At 56.4% G+C, this 17,537-nt stretch carries 12 protein-coding genes and 1 tRNA gene; 3 read left to right on the top strand and 10 right to left on the bottom strand.

Annotated features, from left to right (window positions below; genetic code table 11):
• Positions 1–215: 215 nt before the first annotated feature.
• Entirely contained in the window at positions 216–599 is a 384-nt protein-coding gene (locus tag AC2FLO_RS19175) for a carboxymuconolactone decarboxylase family protein (protein ID WP_480482962.1), read from the top strand.
• 6 nt (positions 600–605) lie between these two features.
• On the opposite strand, the gene AC2FLO_RS19170 is transcribed toward AC2FLO_RS19175, so the two are convergent.
• A complete protein-coding gene (locus AC2FLO_RS19170) occupies positions 606–2,225 on the bottom strand; it encodes a hypothetical protein (protein WP_496752097.1) in 1,620 nt (539 codons plus the stop codon).
• 32 nt (positions 2,226–2,257) lie between these two features.
• Positions 2,258–2,569 (bottom strand): hypothetical protein, encoded by a 312-nt coding sequence (locus tag AC2FLO_RS19165; protein WP_496752095.1) that lies wholly within the window; start codon positions 2,567–2,569, stop codon positions 2,258–2,260.
• Positions 2,570–2,637: 68 nt separating this feature from the next.
• Between AC2FLO_RS19165 and AC2FLO_RS19160 the strand changes: the two genes are divergently transcribed.
• A complete protein-coding gene (locus AC2FLO_RS19160) occupies positions 2,638–3,579 on the top strand; it encodes a YcaO-like family protein (RefSeq protein WP_496811742.1) in 942 nt (313 codons plus the stop codon).
• An 8-nt stretch (positions 3,580–3,587) separates the two neighbouring features.
• Here the strand turns inward: AC2FLO_RS19160 and AC2FLO_RS19155 are convergent, their stop codons facing one another.
• Together AC2FLO_RS19155 and AC2FLO_RS19150 are read right to left on the bottom strand one after the other, a co-directional pair.
• Positions 3,588–4,796 carry a DUF8225 domain-containing protein gene (locus AC2FLO_RS19155; protein ID WP_496752092.1) on the bottom strand — a complete coding sequence of 403 codons (1,209 nt, stop codon included), beginning with the start codon at positions 4,794–4,796 and terminating at the stop codon, positions 3,588–3,590.
• Between the two features lie 184 nt (positions 4,797–4,980).
• Entirely contained in the window at positions 4,981–6,963 is a 1,983-nt protein-coding gene (locus AC2FLO_RS19150) for a phosphatase PAP2 family protein (protein WP_496752090.1), read from the bottom strand.
• A 432-nt stretch (positions 6,964–7,395) separates the two neighbouring features.
• On the opposite strand from AC2FLO_RS19150, the gene AC2FLO_RS19145 reads away from it, so the two are divergent.
• Positions 7,396–7,485: transfer RNA gene (locus AC2FLO_RS19145), tRNA-Ser, on the top strand.
• Between the two features lie 300 nt (positions 7,486–7,785).
• On the opposite strand, the gene AC2FLO_RS19140 is transcribed toward AC2FLO_RS19145, so the two are convergent.
• The 6 genes from AC2FLO_RS19140 to AC2FLO_RS19115 are packed head-to-tail and all read right to left on the bottom strand — an operon-like array spanning position 7,786 to position 17,441.
• A complete protein-coding gene (locus tag AC2FLO_RS19140) occupies positions 7,786–8,718 on the bottom strand; it encodes a hypothetical protein (protein WP_496752038.1) in 933 nt (310 codons plus the stop codon).
• Positions 8,718–10,517, bottom strand: coding sequence for an AAA family ATPase (locus tag AC2FLO_RS19135; RefSeq protein WP_496752036.1), 1,800 nt, complete (start codon positions 10,515–10,517; stop codon positions 8,718–8,720). The genes AC2FLO_RS19140 and AC2FLO_RS19135 overlap by 1 nt, the downstream gene beginning before the upstream one ends.
• 9 nt (positions 10,518–10,526) lie before the next feature.
• Positions 10,527–11,669 (bottom strand): restriction endonuclease subunit S, encoded by a 1,143-nt coding sequence (locus tag AC2FLO_RS19130; protein WP_496752034.1) that lies wholly within the window; start codon positions 11,667–11,669, stop codon positions 10,527–10,529.
• Positions 11,666–13,192, bottom strand: coding sequence for a type I restriction-modification system subunit M (locus AC2FLO_RS19125; protein ID WP_496752032.1), 1,527 nt, complete (start codon positions 13,190–13,192; stop codon positions 11,666–11,668). The genes AC2FLO_RS19130 and AC2FLO_RS19125 overlap by 4 nt, the downstream gene beginning before the upstream one ends.
• On the bottom strand, positions 13,192–16,587 hold the full coding sequence (locus AC2FLO_RS19120; protein ID WP_496752030.1) for a DEAD/DEAH box helicase family protein: 3,396 nt from the start codon (positions 16,585–16,587) through the stop codon (positions 13,192–13,194). Before AC2FLO_RS19120 ends, AC2FLO_RS19125 begins: the two co-directional genes overlap by 1 nt.
• Complete coding sequence (locus AC2FLO_RS19115) at positions 16,584–17,441, bottom strand: BrxR family helix-turn-helix transcriptional regulator (RefSeq protein WP_496811741.1); 858 nt, start codon at positions 17,439–17,441, stop codon at positions 16,584–16,586. Before AC2FLO_RS19115 ends, AC2FLO_RS19120 begins: the two co-directional genes overlap by 4 nt.
• Between the last annotated feature and the right edge of the window lie 96 nt (positions 17,442–17,537).

Raw genomic sequence — 17,537 nt, 5'->3', positions numbered from 1 at the left:
ACCTGTTTGCCCTGTTCTTGAGTGGATAGATCAGCCACCCAGATGCCCAAGGAATGGCACACTTGCGAAATCGACCGGTCCTGGCCTAAAGCCACATAGGTATATCGACATAATGGATCAGCCAGACCGGTAAAACAGATGCGCCACTGGATAATATCGCACTACGATACCGCATAGAAGCACCGCCTGACACGCTGACAAACCGGAGACCCGCAATGGCCGACTTATTTGACGAAGACCTGTTCCTGAAAGGGTTGGAACAACGGAAGAATACACTGGGCGCGGACTATGTGGAAAAGAACCTTGCAGCAGCAGATGATTTCACCCGCCCGTTTCAGGAAGCCATGACCGCCTGGTGCTGGGGTTTTGGCTGGGGGGATGACGTGATCGACGCAAAAACGCGGTCAATGATGAACCTGTCCATGATCGGAGCACTGGGAAAGATGCATGAATGGGAAATCCACTGCCGGGGCGCCATCACCAACGGAGTGACTAAAGAAGAAATACGCGCCATCATCCACGTGGTCGGGATTTATTGCGGCGTTCCGCAGGCGTTGGAGTGTTTCCGCGTCGCCCGCAAAGTGCTGGACGACAATTAGACGCCATCACAGACCTGCTTCGGCCAACAGCCGTGCACCTTTGTCATAGTATTTTCTGTTTTTGAAACAGCCAGGCCAGGCCCAGCGCTCTGCCGTGAAACCGGGCTGCAATTCCAGGATGCGACGGGCGTGCCGGCGTGCCAGTGACTGGTTGCCAGCGGCGGCGGACAACATGCATAACACAACCCGCGCCCGCACGCTGCCGGGGTCCACTCGCAAGACATTATGCGCGTGCTGCCATGCTGCCTTGTCTCCGGAGAGGGCAAGGGTCATGGACAGGTTCGCCTCGATCCAGATTGGCGGGTGCGGCGTTAACGCAAGGGCCTGCCGATACGTGGCTATTCCGTCCTCAAGCCGGTCATCATACATCAACAAGACACCATAATAGCCCAGCAATTCGGGGCTGCTGTGGAACCGCTCAAGTACCTTGCGCATCAGCTGGCAAGCCTCGGCAGTATGGCCAGCAACACTGTGGGTAAACGCTTCGAGTGCGGCGCAATAAGGATCCGCCGGGTGTTTTTCACGCATGACGGCGCAGTCGGCCTCGACCAGAGCCAGCGTTTTTTCCGGCGAGTCTTCCATGCCCAACCGGATCAGATCCAGGCGGCAGAATCCGACAGCGATCCGCGCAGGCAGATAGTCCGGATCGCGCTGCAAACAGACCTCATACTGGCGGATGGCACGAAACAGGCCGTCCTTGGTCGTAAGGCTTTCCTGAATGCGACCATTCTGAAATGCCGTCCAAACTTCGGTGGATGTGGCGCGTGCTGACCAGATTTCGGACCAGTGACCATCCCGCAGCCGTAGCTGAAGCGCTTCGACAACTTTCATTGCGATTTCTTCAACGGCGTCAAACGTATCCTTTTCCCGAAACCGGAAACGTTCGGTCCATAGGCACACCTGATCCACGGTTGATGTCAATTGTGCCGCCACCCGCAACCCTTCGGCCGCTACCACGCTGCCGCTTAGCATATAGCCGTCGACAGGCCCTTCTTGCCTGCGCGCATCACGCAATTCGATGACATCCGACAACGTACCCAAGAGGAAAAGCAACTCGTCCCGTATCGAAGCCGCCGCAACGTTGATATTGTTATCGTCACCAATTACTTCAAACGGCTCGACTACAATTGCAGGTCTCTGGTGCCCCCAATGGGATGGAAAGCGCGCGCCAACCGGGACAGGCGCATTCTCATCAAAACCAACGTCCCAATACGCTTGCCGTTCAACTGCCAACCAGTCTTCAAATTCCGGGTCTGCAACATCCAACCCTTCCAGAAGCTCGGCGCGATCCGGTTGAAGCGGTTCATCAAACAAATCAATTTCAAGCGCTTTCAGGTCGATGGAGACATTCTCGCGCCCGATGTCCAAAAACCCCAGACCGAACCCGGCCAGATGCTTGGTCAGGACACTAAGTTCCTTGCGCAACGAGGCCGCACCCTGTGCGGGTGAGCTTTTGCTCCAAAGCTTGTCTTGCAGCCAGGCCCTGCTGCGAACAGCATTTTTAGACAACAACACCAAGGCGAGAAGCGCTTTCGCCTTGGTGCCGCGTGGTGTTGCATCCTGGCCGTTGTCGCAAATCACCTGAAACGGACCGGTCAGGAATATCTTGGTTTTTGCCTTACTCAAATAAACTCCTCAGGCAAGTTCAGATACTGCGATCAGGAACCACAGCCATAAACGACAATGCCACCCATCGCTTCATAGGCCAGCTTGCAGCACCATGACTCGTGATCGGGATTTGGGTCTGGCTCTTTATCGCTCAGATCAGGGATTACGATATGAACCTTGTTCATGGAATCATAAACAAACTCCACCGCAGGATTACCGACATCAGCAAGGATTTCATGAATCTGTCGCTCAGCCGCGTCGCGACCCTCTTGTGACCCCAGCGCGTTGCTCCGGGCGGCGTTCAGAACTTCACACCCAAGATCCTTAAGTGTGTATTTCGGATTAATAATCAAACGAGCCATACTAAAAGTCCTTTCTTAACAACCACAACCATTTGTATAACCCGTTACATACCTATCCGGAAACAAAAATGACCGACGCGCTGATTGAACTGGCCGAAAACGCTGGGCTAATTTCAGGACCTTCTTTTGCTGAATTTCCCAAAGGTGCTCCGATCCACACCGCCTTTCGCATGATCAATTTGCGAAATGGAACAGTGCCACCCGCTGGCGCAATGAAACATCGAGTGTCCTTTGGCACAGCGCGCAACCGGAACGAAGCCGCGCGGCTTTCGGGTTTCGAGGCGATCGAACGTTATGCGCTGCAATACAGCACGGATTCACCCCAAACCCGCGAAAGCCTGATTTCATCGGATGGTGCCACGCATGTTCTGCCACGTGATGCCCTTGCTCTGGGTGCGCCGGACAGCGATGGGCAGATCACGTCGAAGGGGGCCGCAGCCGGACCAACGCATGAGGCCGCTGCGCTATGGGCCGCATTTGAATGCCTGGAACATGCGCTTGGACCACACGGTTTCGACCAAGTGTTGCCCGAAACAGCGTTGCCGCGTGATCTGACCCACTGGCTGAACACCTACCTGCGCAATCTGAGCGTTCACGTTCGCGTGGTTCCGGAGGTCGGACTGCTACTGCGTGCGGTCTGCACCGATGCGGATGGCGGGCGGCCAACCTATGGAACGGCTTTTTCCGCCGATCTGGCGACAGGTGTCTGGCACGCGGCATGCGAAGCGGTTGTGTCCTGGCGCAATATGGTGACGCTTGACCACACCGGCGTGACAGATGACGCGATGAATGAGGAACAGGCGCGCTTGTTCCGACTGTATCGCGGCGCGCGAACCGATCGCCCGGCAACTCCGGCATCCTCTTTCGATGCGGATGCCTGGCAGACTCCCGACCCGACGCTGATGACTGTATTGACAGCGGCGGCCAACGCTGCCGGTCGCCCGATTGCCATATTCGATATGACCGCGCCGGAAATACCTTTGCCCATTGTCAAAGCCGTGCCAGTTTGAAACCTTTGTCAGTGACTGAATTGGCGAGTTAGCGCCAGTTTGCCAGAGACCTCGGTTTCAGTCCGGTCCGCAAATTCAGAAATCTGTTTGCATCGTTGGGTTTCCGGCAGTCCACAAACGATGTCGCTTGGATCAACAGGCGGGACTTCAACAAACTCGACCCTTGTGATCGCGCGTGAATTGGCCGCTACTGTTATCAAAGGGCCAACCTCGATCAGGCTGGCAAGCGCATAACCCGACGCAGGCCGTGCGGTCGACCCTGTTCCCATGGTGATATCGTCCAGAAACCGCGGATCATCATCGCCCGGCCCGAACTCAAGGCGCATGGGCATTCCCGCTTCACCGCGCGGATAACGCACCCAATCTGTCGGCACATTCACCGCATCCACGAAGAGTTCGGACATGTGAAACGCCCGAATATAAAGCCCCATAGGATTCGCGAACGCCATCGCGCGCCCTGTCGGTGTTGCTGTGCCTCTGGAGAAGGCCAGATCAAGGGCTTCACCTGCCAACCCAGATCCCGCATGGCGACAATACAAATCCTGTCGGTCGGCAAAATGTAACACTTCATCAAGCCGCGCGGGCCTTCTGTTTTCACCATTGCCGACAACATATGGGAATGAGGAAAGATGCATTGTAGCGATCAGGTCGCTCAGGCTGTTCGTCTCTCTGATCATGAACAAAGCATGTTCGATATTCAACGGATGCTCTGGTGGATGGGCAAAATCTGTTCCCACCAGGCTTTTGTGAAAACGAGCAATGCGTTGAGGCACATCCAATGCGCACCAATCTGATTTCGAAGCCTCGAACAACTCTTCGCAGGAATATGAACATCTGGATACGGTTTCAACGACCGAAAGGAAGTGATCCAGATCGAACACTGCCATGGTTCTCCACCACTCCATCAGTTCGGTCGTGGCGACAAAGCGCTTCGGCCGCATTTTGCCGTCGGAATCGGGCCGTAAAATCAGCGCATATTCCAGAAATTCATTGTGCAGCTCAGCCCTGCTTGCCCAACCCTGATCCGAAAGACTGGCGGCCAGATCCTCGCCCAGACAATCCCGGGGCTCGCGCGGGTTGGCAGACCATTTGAACCCCGTCGATATCTGACCATCGACGATGTCGTCTGGGTCCATGACCAGGAACGGGCTCACTCCATTGCCATCAAAGAACCCTTCAATTCTCGAGTTCCAGTCCGACAGGGCGGCTTCACTCACCCCCCTATCGGCGCAACCTGGAGATTGAAAAACAGCCATCACCGAACACCGATCTGTATCTGAAATGCAGGGCTGATCTGCCATCAATACTTGCCACGGCAGTTCCAGCCTGGTTCGAGAGATCATCATCGTTGACGGGTACGTAAGCATCATGAAAAATCTCCCTCCGAAAAAATCTGAAACCTCATCCGCCCCAACCTGCCTGCTCTGGCAGGTGGCGGGTCCACCACAATTCAGGCGAACTATTGGCTACGTGGATTTCACTGCCAGAAGACCGTTTTCCCGAGATGCTGAGATGATCGCCGTCAAAAGTCTCCAGCGACACTTTCGATGACGTCGGTGATTTTGCCATATGCTCCGCCAGTATTCCGACCGCGATACGCTCACCCATCCGGATACTGTCGAAATAATCGCTATAGAAATGAACCCCTGCCAGATTGCGCCCAAGTGCAATATTCGCAGCCAGCTTGTTCAGCTCGCCATTCAGCGTCAGGCAGTCTGCACTGTCTTCCGGTCGGGTCGAGTCGATCAGGGTCTTACCCCCCGCAGCTGGCACAAGGACCCGAGGCAGACCAGCCGCAGTCAAAGAAACCCGTGATCCATCCAAAGCGTGCGTTCTGAAGAAAGCTTTGAGCACTGTGACGCATGCCCCGGCAACGGCACCATGAGCCGCGCCATAAGAAGGGTGCATTGGCGAGCCTTCGGGGTAAGCAACCGGAAGCAGCAAGTTACGGTCATTTCGCGGCAAGCCCTTATGGGAAATGGCGTTATGCGCAAACCTCTTCGCCGAAGGCGAGGCGGCGATTGCATCCATAAGGCTGAAACCTTCGCTTGTCGCCGCTTCGAGTTTTCCCAGATGGGTCGCGGCAAAAGGCTCGGCCGCGCCAAGGGTTGCGCCGTGACCGTTCGCCATCAAACTCGTAACACTGCCCAGCTTTTCAGGCCGGGCACGATTATGCACCTGAAACGTCTGGCGTTTCGCGGCCCTCAGGGCCCGTGCCCCGGCTTCCGTCAACAGGGACAGTACGTGCGCGCCGCCCCAGGCAGAGCCTGGATCACGCACACCGGCATATCCATCCTCGGGCAAACATTCATCTGTCGGCGTGCCCTGTCCTAGCATCAGCTGGCAGGCATTGAAAAAAGCCTGATAAATTTTGTCAAAATGCACGTAAGAGGCAAGGTCGCGCGGTGTTTCAATGAATTTCGTTCCCTCGCTCTCAAAGGCTTGTTCAGCTGACGTGTCCGCCCCGTTCTGAACGTCCAGCCACTCAGCCCAATCCCGCAGATAGTCCACGCCCGCCGCCTGCGGCTGGATCTTCTGGTCGATCCTCAAAGCGCCGAAGGGAACAGCCCCGACGGCCATTGCCTGCGTCAGCTTTTGCTTTTGTCGGCGCGCTTGATCTGCTGTCAGTGGATCGTGGCCCTGTACCAGGAACTGCGACAGATACGGTCCCTGTGCACAGCCCTGTGAGCAACCGCGAAACAGGGTTTGAGGGGTCAGGCCGCCACCGTCCCGAACCCGCCGCGCCGCCGAAACCTTTCCAATCTCTGCGCCATCAGCGTCCCGAGGGCTACCATCGCGCCGGAACCATTCCATCTGACAAAGGGCACTCGCCACGTTGGCCGCATCACCGGCACCATCTCTGAGGGATTCGAACGGCACATCCCGCAGATAGGCCATCGCGTAAATCTCCGCCATCTCCGCCGCCAACTCGTCCGATCCCAGCCGGGGCGCGGGTGCAATTCCCACCACCCCCGCGTCACATCCGTTGAGACCAAGCCGATGGCCCAGGATTGGCCCTTCCCACGCACGCCACCTATATTCACCACCCTCTGATGGCGCGGTGCGGAAGGGCCCGGAATAGGCTGGCGTGTCGAACAACGCCAACCGATTGCCAAGATTGTCGGTGCAGGTCGGATCAGCCACTTCATCCAGAAACTCGGTATAGACCTGCGCGTCGACAATTCCGTTTACGTCATGACGCAAACCCTTCGAGAAATTCGTGGGCCATGTCCCTTCAAAAAGGTCCGATTCACCGTTGTGATCCTTTAAAACCTCCTGAGTGGAACGCGCCAACACACTCAAACGGCGCCGACCCCGGCCTACCTTTTGATTGGCTTCATCAGGGTTCTGCCATGGTTCAGACGGAACGGTATGTTGCGACATGATGTTCTCCTCATCGACGAAAGAACGATTCGCATCACGGCGTTACCGGATCGTGACTTCCAAAAAGAGAATGTGTTTTCAGTGTTTTTTCAACGTGTTGCCCGTTTCATGCCGAAGTACGGAACGCAATCACGCAAAAACTCGTGACCCGGTTTCACGTTGCAAAGCCAACCGAGCACTTGAACTCCGCTGTAGACTTGCCACGTTCAAATTCTCGTACATCAGGCCAGATGCCACAGGCAAGGCCCGCAATTCTAAGGATATTACGAACTGCATTGGGTCTGAAGAAAGTGAACCAAGTCTTGCCAATGGTGGATGCAAACCGGCGCGATTCCGTTCTATTTCAAAGAGTTCGGACAGATCTGCAAAAAAAACCAAACTTTGCGGAATTGACCTTGTATTTCCGTTGCTTGCACGGATATACCCGTCGGCGGAGACGTGGCCGAGTGGTCGAAGGCGCTCCCCTGCTAAGGGAGTAGGCCCGGAAGGGTCTCGAGGGTTCGAATCCCTTCGTCTCCGCCACTTGCCCCCGCGAAAGCGTTCTCCCGATCCGGATGCAGCCGGATTTTCCCGTTGTTTTCGAGGGTTATGCGGGAGGTGCTGAGCACCGGCCCCTGCGCACGGAGGCCCGGAAGCGGTCTCTCCGGGCAGATATTCTCTGGACCTCATGACTGCGTCTGTTTGGTGTTCAGGTTGTAAGTGTCTGATCCCAGTGTCGTTTATCGAAGAGCGGCTGAGTGCTTCGACGTTGGTGGCGTTTTCCCAAAAGGGACCGAAATCAAACACCTTTCCCACATTTACAATGCCGCTCGGGCTCTCGGGTCAAAAGAGATCGACGTTGCCGTTGGCATCAACCCGAACCGCAGATCCAACCCGGTTGTAAACTGTTGAGTTTGAAGAAAACCGGCTCCGAAGTTGCTGCGCATGGGTATTATCCAAAAGTGTAAATGTAGCAGTCTCGCCAGCCCCCGCGGCGGCTAGACCCGCTCCGACCATCAGACCGCCGACATCAGTTAGGAAGAAGCGATCGTGAAGATCCTCTCCTCCTGGAACCTCTGTCCACTCATAGAGTTCCAGAGAATATCCTTGCGGCAAAATCCCATTGGTAAGAGCAGGAGCATTCTGCGCGAGAATATTCGGCGGAGGACGAGAGTCGTGTGACCGGAAGTGTACCTTAATGACTTTCGGTGTCGGCGTCGCAGCGGCGAGCTTGCTCAGCAGTGATGTCAATGGACCAGTGTAGTTACCTCTTGCTGGACGTAGGTCAAAATAGGGGTCGACGATGTCAATTTCGTCAGCCACCAGCGCGATCAATAATAGGGCATCGGCGATATCATCCGAGGTTCTTGCTACGTCACGGCTGATCGGTGCATTGAAGAACGCGTTCTCGTCAAAACAATCATCAGGTACGAGTGCTTCTGCGCAGTTCACGGCTCCCTCGCCGCAGACGATTGCGCGAAATGGTCTATGTCCATGCTCGCGGATGGCGTTATCAACCCAACTCGTCTCGTGATTGTAGGTTCGGTTGAAGCCCACCACTTTGTGCCTGCCACTATGCAAACGCTCGACAACGCTGGCCAATTTCACTTCTGAGAGACCAGCATCCTTCGCCGCTTGAATGACCTTCCTTTCCCATTTGTTGGGAAATCGGGATATCAGCCTGCCTTTGTCGGCTCCGAATTTCTCGATCAGATATCGAAATGTGTTCCAATCTGCGCCGATCACTGCAGGCTCTACTGCGTACTCCGACAGCATCAGAATAGTTCCTCGGCCCGTTCCGCGAAGAAGCCGTTTGGCCATCGGTCTGCGAAATCACCATCGGGACTCACCCGGAGAGGACGGAAGCGGACCCCATCAACCGAATTCTCCACATAGACAACGGACAAATCGTCGGCTGTGAGACCGAGAACGCCTGGCGGTATCTCATTCTCCGTCTGCTCTCTCACGCGACGCAGCAACCGCAACATTATGTGCTCGCTGTGCGTCTCGATCAAAAGGCTGCGCTCGGGACCAACTGCCGGCTGTGGGCCTTGCGTCGCTTCGATGAAGAGATCACCAAGTCCGACCTGGATGGCCGGGTGAATATGAAGTTCGGGCTGCTCAATCGCGATCAGGCCGTCAGGGTCCATCAGGCACGCGACAACGACTGGCACCATCTGAGAAATGCCCACACCAACGTCGCTTGGGGCAACCAGCACCCCTTTGTTCAGATCGAGCAACCGGAACTCCTTGACGGTCTTCAACGAAGCGTAGAGCTCCTGCAGGTCGCCAAGGTCATCTTCATCGATGCCCCGCTGAAATAGTTGGTGGAACCGGCTGGTGTTGGGGACCTGCTTGAAGACGGTTTGCTGCAGCTGGTAGCCGGTCCTCAGCTTCAGATCGGAGGAGAGCCAGTCATTCACGCTTTCAAGCAGGTGCTCCGTGGTCTGGTTATGCAGCACGTCCCAGGCAGCAAGGCCCTGTGCCCAGCGGGACTCGTCGGGCGAAAGGCGTGGACGGTAGCCGCGGCCGGGTATGTCGCGGAGCGGCCCGATGTAGGTCAGCGACTTTAGATAGTCGCGCAGGATCCGGACAGGGCCGAGAACCATCTCGTCCAGAAGCGCGCTCAACCCGGCACGGCGATATGTCTCGAGGTCGAGTTCGTCGGCGGCGCGCAGTTCGTCGCTGTCGGACAAGCGGGGAATGGAAGCTCCGCGCACGTAGCGCATCCGGATCAGGTTCTTGTCGAGCTCAACCAGGTCGAGCGCAAGCGGACGATCCAGATCGGGCAAGGCTCCGAATACGGTATCGACCTTTACCCGAAACCGCACGCGGTCGTTGACTTGTGCATCCGCCACGATCTGGCGGGAAAGTTCATAGAGCTCGTTACCGAGCGGTGACTTGAAGGGGTCGCCCTTTTCGGCTTCTGGATCATATCCGAGCGCGGTCGGCAAACCCTCATCCCAGTCTTCCGGCTCGTCGTCTGGATCGACCAGCTTTTCCAGCATAGGGTGCTGCCAGTTGATGTCGATCAGCTCGGCCTGGCCCTCCTGTGGGGGTGAACGGAGAACGGCCAGTTCCTCGCCGTTATGTTCGACCGACATCTTCGCGACATAGGGACCTTGGATCAGGTCGCTCCAGGCAACCTCGATGCCGATGCCCACCTCCTGCACGACGGCGTAGGTTTTCAGTTCCGTGTTTTCACCCGCAATGTATTGCACCGGCAGGCTTGTGAACTGTGGGTCTTGAAGGTTGCCGCCAGAGTTAAGCGGCAGCCGATCACTGCCTTGATCATCCCCGATATGGAGATGGACCTTGATATGGATGGACCGGTTTGTCTCATGTCCATGGACGAGGTTGGCAAAGCCGCCGAGGTCAGTGAGGCCCCCGGCGATCGTCTGGTCCGGGTCTGGGTTGTTGCGCTCGATTACTTCGCGCAGGTAGTGCAGTGCCTGCAGGATCGTGCTTTTGCCTGCGCTGTTCGGGCCGAAGAGCAGCGTGATAGGCTTCAAGTCGATCGCTTGGCGAGCACCTATGCCCTTGAAGTTCTCAATTTCGATCTTGGTCAGACGCATCTAAAAACCTCACAATTCGCCGCGGAACGCGCGTTGAGAGAGCGCCGAGAAGAACTGTTCTGAAGCCGTAAGATCAGCGTCTAACGAACGCGCCATTGAAATCACCCGTGAGAAAAACAGCCCAAACTGACGTTGCTCATCATATGGCGGCTTGAGAAAAGAGATTTCTTGGAATTTCCCTTTACTTACCATTCCCTTCATCGAGTTGGTTGAGCCGGCTTGAATTAGAGCCTTTCCAACAAGGAGCTGACAGTAAAGGAAAAACGGATCGGTTTCCTTGTTTGGGATGATTGCGTTGATCTGCTGGTTAAACGCAACTTCGCGGTCTGCGAGCGCAGCGTTTCCGATCACGCGAGGGCTTCCAGCAATGCATGTCACAAGGGTAGACCCTGAAGGCGCAAGGCGACCTAGACTCTTACCTCGCTCGCTCAGGAATTCTGAGGAGCGGGTCAAAAAATGGCTTGGCGTGTTGATATTATCTGATTTTATCCACTCAATTGCATTGCCGTAATTCCCGGGCTCCTTTCTGGGCGGGGTGTTTCCCGTAACAACCTGGCCTAAACTCTTGATGGGTGCGGTCGGCAAATCCCTGGAGTTTTTGAGCGGAGTGCCAAAACGCGCTACGAACTCCGATCTGATAAGTTGGTCCACGTGCTCGAGGACAAGTTTGCGCTTGCTCCGAATACCATCAGCCCTTGCTAGGAGGGATGCAATCCGCTGTTGCTCGGACCTATCAATCTTAGGCAGCTCAATCGCTTCCAATTTTGATTTATCGACGTGTGGAATCGTGGCTCCACGGGCCTGCGCCTCATCATTGAGCTGACGAAATCTGCTTTGAAGCAGCCTGCCGACGAACTCTGCGTCCCAATCCTCTGGTGCGTTGAGCCGCATTCTTGCAACGGTGCTGCCGATCAGGCCATTGATCCCATATCCGACAGTACCTGCATTCGCGCCATCCCAGACAATGCAGAGATCGGCCGAGGTTACATCCACGCCCTTCGCATCAGAAGCAAATTTCTGGGGTGCAGCCCCCCGCACCTCGTCAATTTGGATGTATGGCTTAGCACCATTGACGCGCTGCTCATGAACTTCCGAAGCCTTCTTGCCTTTTCGAAGTTCCATGATTTCGCCCAGTTGAACTGCATTGGTCATCCGAGCATTTCCTCAAGCTCGGCGAGATCGTCGGCTATTTCACTATTCAACGCCTTCATTCTGCCAAGAATTACGTGAGGTGGATCATAGTCCTCCTCCTCATAGACGCGTTGCTCGTACCGACTGGGAGAGAGATCGTAGCCAGCCTCCTTGATCTCAGCAGCCGAAACGAAGAACGCCTTCGAGGTTCGGTCCGTATCCTTCGCCGGGTCGCGAGAATGCCAGCGATCTAGACAGTCCGGTAGATCGTTCTCGACTACCGGATCGCGTTTGTCGTCGAGCGACAAACCATCCGCTTCAACCTTGTAGAAGAAGACGTCATCGGTGCGACCGCCCTTTGTGAAAACGAAGATACCGGTAGACACGCCCGCATAGGGTCTGAAAACACCGCTGGGCAGAGAAATCACGGCTTCCAACTGGTTATTGTCGACCAAAAGTTGACGCAGCTGACGGTGCGCGCCGGAGGAGCCGAACAGCACGCCATCGGGCACGATGGTCGCCGACCGTCCGCCGGTGTTCAGCATACGCAGGATCAGCGCAAGGAAGAGCAGCTCAGTCTTCTTCGTCTTGACCTGGCGCAGGAGCCCCGAGTGCACGTCCTCGAAATCCAGACTGCCCTTGAAGGGCGGATTGGCGAGAATGACGTCAAAACCCTCGGTCGCTTGGCTCGGGTACTTGTCTGTGAAACCGGTGCTGAGTGTATCCTGATAATGGATGTCTGGGTCATCCACTCCGTGCAGCATCAGGTTCATCGCCGCGATACGCAGCATGGTCGCGTCGAAGTCGAAGCCATGGAACATGTTGCTGCGGATATGCGCGCGGTCCTCGTCGCTGAGCTTGTCGCCGATGTAGATTTTCTCGACATTTCCGGTGTCGGGATCGGTCTCCTCGATCACCGCCTCTGGCGAGGTATAGGTTTCGAGCAGGTATTCCATGACGCTGACAAGGAAACCGCCGGTGCCGCAGGACGGATCGCCCACGACATCTGTCGGCTTTGGTTCGAGCAGATCGACCATCAGCCGGATGATGTGGCGCGGCGTGCGGAACTGTCCGTTGATACCAGCTGTCGTGAGCTTGCTGAGTAGGTACTCATAGAGGTCGCCCTTGGTGTCGCCCTCGGTCAGCGGCAACTCGTGGATCATATTGACCGCCTTCACCAGAAGGCCGGGCTTCTGGATCATCAGCTGCGCGTCCTTCATGAACTCGGCAAAGGCCGTGCCGCTGGCAACGGTGCTGCGGAAATGCGGGAACACTTGATCGCGCACCATGGGCAGCATCTGGTCGGAGCCAAGGTGCCGGAACTGCGACCAGCGCAAGTGCTGCTCGTCCTCCTTGAAGCGGCGCGTGAACGGCTTGCCGGACCGCTTTTCACGGTTTTCGTCCCGCGCCTCGTTGATGTCGAGGAGGCGCGCGTACATCAGGAACGTGATCTGCTCGATTACAGTCAGCGGGTTGGTGATCCCGCCCTGCCAGAATTCCGTCCAGAGCGCGTCGACACGCCGCTTGAGATCACCCGTGATCATTATTGTTTCCTCTCGTTCGGGTTTTCGTCTTCGCGCTCTTCGACCTCGGTGCCGAAGGAGCGCACGATGTTGATGAGATCGGCAATGTCGGCTTCGTCCTCGAACACGCCGTCCGGTCCGTCGGCATCGACCACGGTGAAGGGGTCGTCATAGAGCCGTTCAACCTCGATCGTGCCGTAGCGCGCGATGTGGTTTTGCAGGAGCGCGAGAAAGCGTGTCTGCTTTGCGCTCAGCTTTGGATGCTTTTGGACAAAGGTTGTGAACTTTTCCCGCACCGCCTCGGAGTCCATCCCAACGATCATGCGGATGGCGAGATATAGCGGACCGGCGGTCTCGCTAAAGAACTCCTCAAGGTGCTCTCGGCGCACATCCGGATGCTGGGTGAGTATGAGAGACACGAGCGAGTCTATTTCTCGGTCGGACACGGCTTCACCGGCACGGACTTTCTTCAAGACTGGATTGGTCTCGAAGTGCTTCTTAAGCTCCGCCTCGACGATCTGCTGATAGGCCTTCATGTCGACGGATTTCAGGGTCGCAGAACGACGTGCCAGATGCATCTGACTGGCATCCTCGGTGATATCGACCACTTTTGGAGGAACGCCCTGCGAGCCACCCTTCGCCCGGTGATGCATAATCCCGCGAAGCTGGAGACGCGCGTCCTCAAGGTCAGCGACAGTTACTTCCTGCCAGAACGCATCCAATTTCACGCGCTTGATGACTTCCGCCTTCTCGCGGACCGGGTTCAGGTGCATCTGGAGGGATGACAGTCGGTCAAGGAGCTCGATTTTCAGGTCGGCAATCTCACCTGAGCCACGCAGCACCGCGATCTGCATGCGAGCAATGAGAAGATCGAGCGAAAGAGCGTCGCCGAAGCCACGGATGTTCCGCCACTGCATCAGCGGTGCGATTTCTTGGCGTAGTCTGGCGACGGTCGCCGGTGCGAATGCCTTCAAGACCTCGGGGCGTGATAGCGCGCGCTTCTCCTTCCATTTCTCTCGAACCGCAATCGACTCCTCCGGCAAGGCGTTAATGTCTTGCTCGACAAGTCCGATGGCGGTGTCGAAGGCCGCGATCTCGCTCTTCTGAAGGGCGACATCGGCAACGTTCAGCCGCTCCTCGAAGACCAGCTGGGCAAGCGGCTTGCTCTGCGTGGGTTCGGCGGGTCGATAGCCCATCTCGAAGCGGGCAAAGTTGCCCCAATGGTCGAAGATGCGAAACACGCTCTTGTTTTGGCCTGGTCCGAAGAGGTCTGGACAGAGACGCGTACCGCGGCCGATCATTTGCCAGAACTTTACGGGCGATTTGACTGGCCTTGCGAAAACAAGGTTCACGATTTCGGGTATGTCGATCCCGGTGTCGAGCATGTCGACCGAGATCGCGATGGTCAGATCGTTGTTGGTGCCCTCACCCTTGAAGTCGTCGATCAGTTGCTCGGCTCGGGGGTCATAGTTGTCGATCACCTGGCAAAATTTGCCGGCGTACTGCGGATACATTTCGTCGAAGATCTGGCCCATCAGCATCGCATGTTGGTGGTTGCGCGCGAATACGATGGTCTTTCCAAGAATCTGCCCCGTTGCATCCTTGATCCCGTTTTCCATAAGGTTTCTCAGGATCGTGCGGTTTGTATCCTTATTGTAGATGACCTTGTCGATCTGTTCCGAAGAGAAGTCATACTGTGCCGGGTCCTCTCCCTGGTCTTCCAGTTCCTGAATCTGCTGAGGAGAAAGGCCGTCGAGGGTGATGCCGTCGCGGAGAAACTGGGTCGTGTGCTCATAGACCTCGAAGGGGGTCAGGTAGCCTGCCTGTACCGCCTGTTCGAGATCATAATTCGACGTCGGAAGCTGTCCCTCGCATCCAAAGAGACGGAAGGTGTTGCGAGTGACGAAGTCGACCGGGGTCGCGGTCAGCCCGACTTGATGACAATCGAAATAGTGAAAGATGTCTCCGTAGACGTTGTAAATGCTCCGATGGGACTCATCAGCGATGATGAGGTCGAAGAAGCCGGGGTCGAACGACTGAAAGACCTTTTGCATCGCGGGATAGGTCGCGAGGAAGACGCGCTCGTTGGCATTCGTCTTGACGCGCGAAGTGATGATCCGGGTGGGCTCGGAAAGGAAATCGTTGAAGGCGTTCTTAGCCTGCTTTCGAAGTTCCTTCCTGTCACAGAGGAACAAGACTCGCTTGACCCAACCGGCCCTTATCAGAAGGTCAGTTAGAGCGATCGCAACGCGCGTTTTGCCTGTACCCGTAGCTTGCACCACCAGTGCCCGACGGTGCTTCTGGGAGAACCGCTCGGAAACCCTCTTGATCGCTTCGAGCTGGTACAGACGATCAACGATCTGATCACTGATCTCGATCGTGTCGAGAGGCTGTTTCTGGCTCCGCTGGTAGTTTGCCAGGTGCTGAAGACTGTCCTTCGAGTAGAAGCCGAATAGCTTGCGCGGAGGGAAGTCCTGGGCGTCGTCCCAAATCCAGATGTCGAAGCCATTCGTGTAGAAAATGACCGGACGGTGGCCATACCGGTTCTCGAGGCTATCGGCATAGAGCTTCGCCTGATGGCGACCGAGCTCGGCATCGGTCGAGGTTTTCTTTGCCTCGACAACGGCCAGAGGGTTCCCGTTGTCATCCCAGAGCACATAATCGGCGTAACCGATACCCGTGGCTGTGGGCTGGCCATCTACCTCGACCTCCTTGCCAACCTGTGCCGTGCTCTTGACGCCCTCTGCAATGTCCCAGCCGACACTCGCCAGCATGCTGTCGATGAGCCGCGTCCGGGTTTCTGCCTCGCTGAACTGAAGCTCATCGGCCGCCGCCTGTGCCGAGCCTGCGAGCTGTTTCAGCTCATCTGCTTCCTTCTGGGCTGCGGTCGCTTTCGAGCGGGCTTCGTCGAGCTCCGAAAGCAATGCATCCATCTGCGCTTCCTGAGCCGCCAACTTCTCGAGGATTTGGCGCCGTTCCCGTTCCTCGACTTGGCCCGGATTAGCCGGTTGCTGGAAGGAGGGTAGCTGGTCTGCTTTCGCTTGCCCGTATCTGACACACATCCAGCGGGCCAGATCGTGTGCCTCCTTGAGCAGCCATAGCGCGTGTTGGCTCCTTACAGGCTCGCCATGAGCGGCTTTGTTGCCGTGCATCCGCAACGCGTGAAGTTTGTCGAGTACAACCTTCGGCGTGATCGCGATAAAGGCGTCGTTCTTCAAGAGATCAACAAGCGTCGGCAAGTCCGGCTTTGGCAGGCGGAGCTCGCGATAGATATCTTTTGTCAGGTTCTCCGCGAAAAGGCGGAGCTTGACGAGTGCGCTTGCTGGGTCAGCGTGAGCATACGACTCTGCAAACGCGCCTAGACCAGCAAGTTCAGGCCAGCCGTCACGTAGTATTTCAAAGTTGATCGATTTCATGCCATCGCCTCCGCAAGCGCGGCGTCAAAGGCAGCTCGGTTGGCAACCACGACTGGGGCTTCGTGGGGATTGTCCAGCTTGTCTGCGACATCTAGACGGAGACGCTTCAGGAAGTAGTAGAGCAGCGCCTTCCGAACCAAGACTTCGCAGCGCTCGTTCGTCATCTCATAGTCTTGAGCGATGATCGAGCGCTGGCTCTCGCTCAGGGCTGGATTCGGTGCAAGCGCCACCGCGAAGCGATCATGCCAAAGCTTGTCGTCATTCGAAGACGCGCCAGGCAACCCGTGCTTTCGGGTCTGCATGCATCGCGAGAGGATGAAGTCTTTGTACTTGTTGTCGATGTGACAGAAAGCACGAACATGCCACCGCAGTCCGTCATTGCCGAGGGCGTGGGGAGAAATCCGCCTCCATTCAGGGGTGGGCTTCTTGGCGCTCATAGACTGGTAGAAGACCTCGATGGAATGCCCTTCTCTTACGGTTTTGAGTACATCGCGAAGGACTTCGGGCTCCACGCGCCGGTTCGGAATAGGCAGGGCATCATGCTCCGGCGCCGATGCAAGCCAGGCGTCGGTCACACCAGACGCTCCTCCGTTGGTCTCGCGCAGATGAGCGAGGTACGCGGATGCATTGGGCTGCATGAATACTGGCCTGAAATCATCTGCTGCTTTGTAGCGTTTGGCGCTCTTGTCGTAGATCAGGTTTCCCGGTGCCTTATCCTCGTAGAGTGTCAGGTCCTTGGAGGCTTGGGGCACGGATACGCCGAACTGGTCTACGATATCGGCACGATTGATGCCGCCCTCCCAAAAGAGGCGGAATTCAATGAACTCCAATCGTTTTTCGACACCCCAGCGCATATCACGTCCTCGTTGAGCAGGTGGAGCGAGATCGTCCACCAGAATCGTTTGATGATGGGTATATAAACTATACACATCTTGTCGATCAACCCCTCG

Source organism: Ruegeria sp. TASC047 (assembly GCF_059612445.1).
Note: the sequence above shows the minus strand (reverse complement) of the source record. Positions and strands in the feature narration are given on the sequence as shown.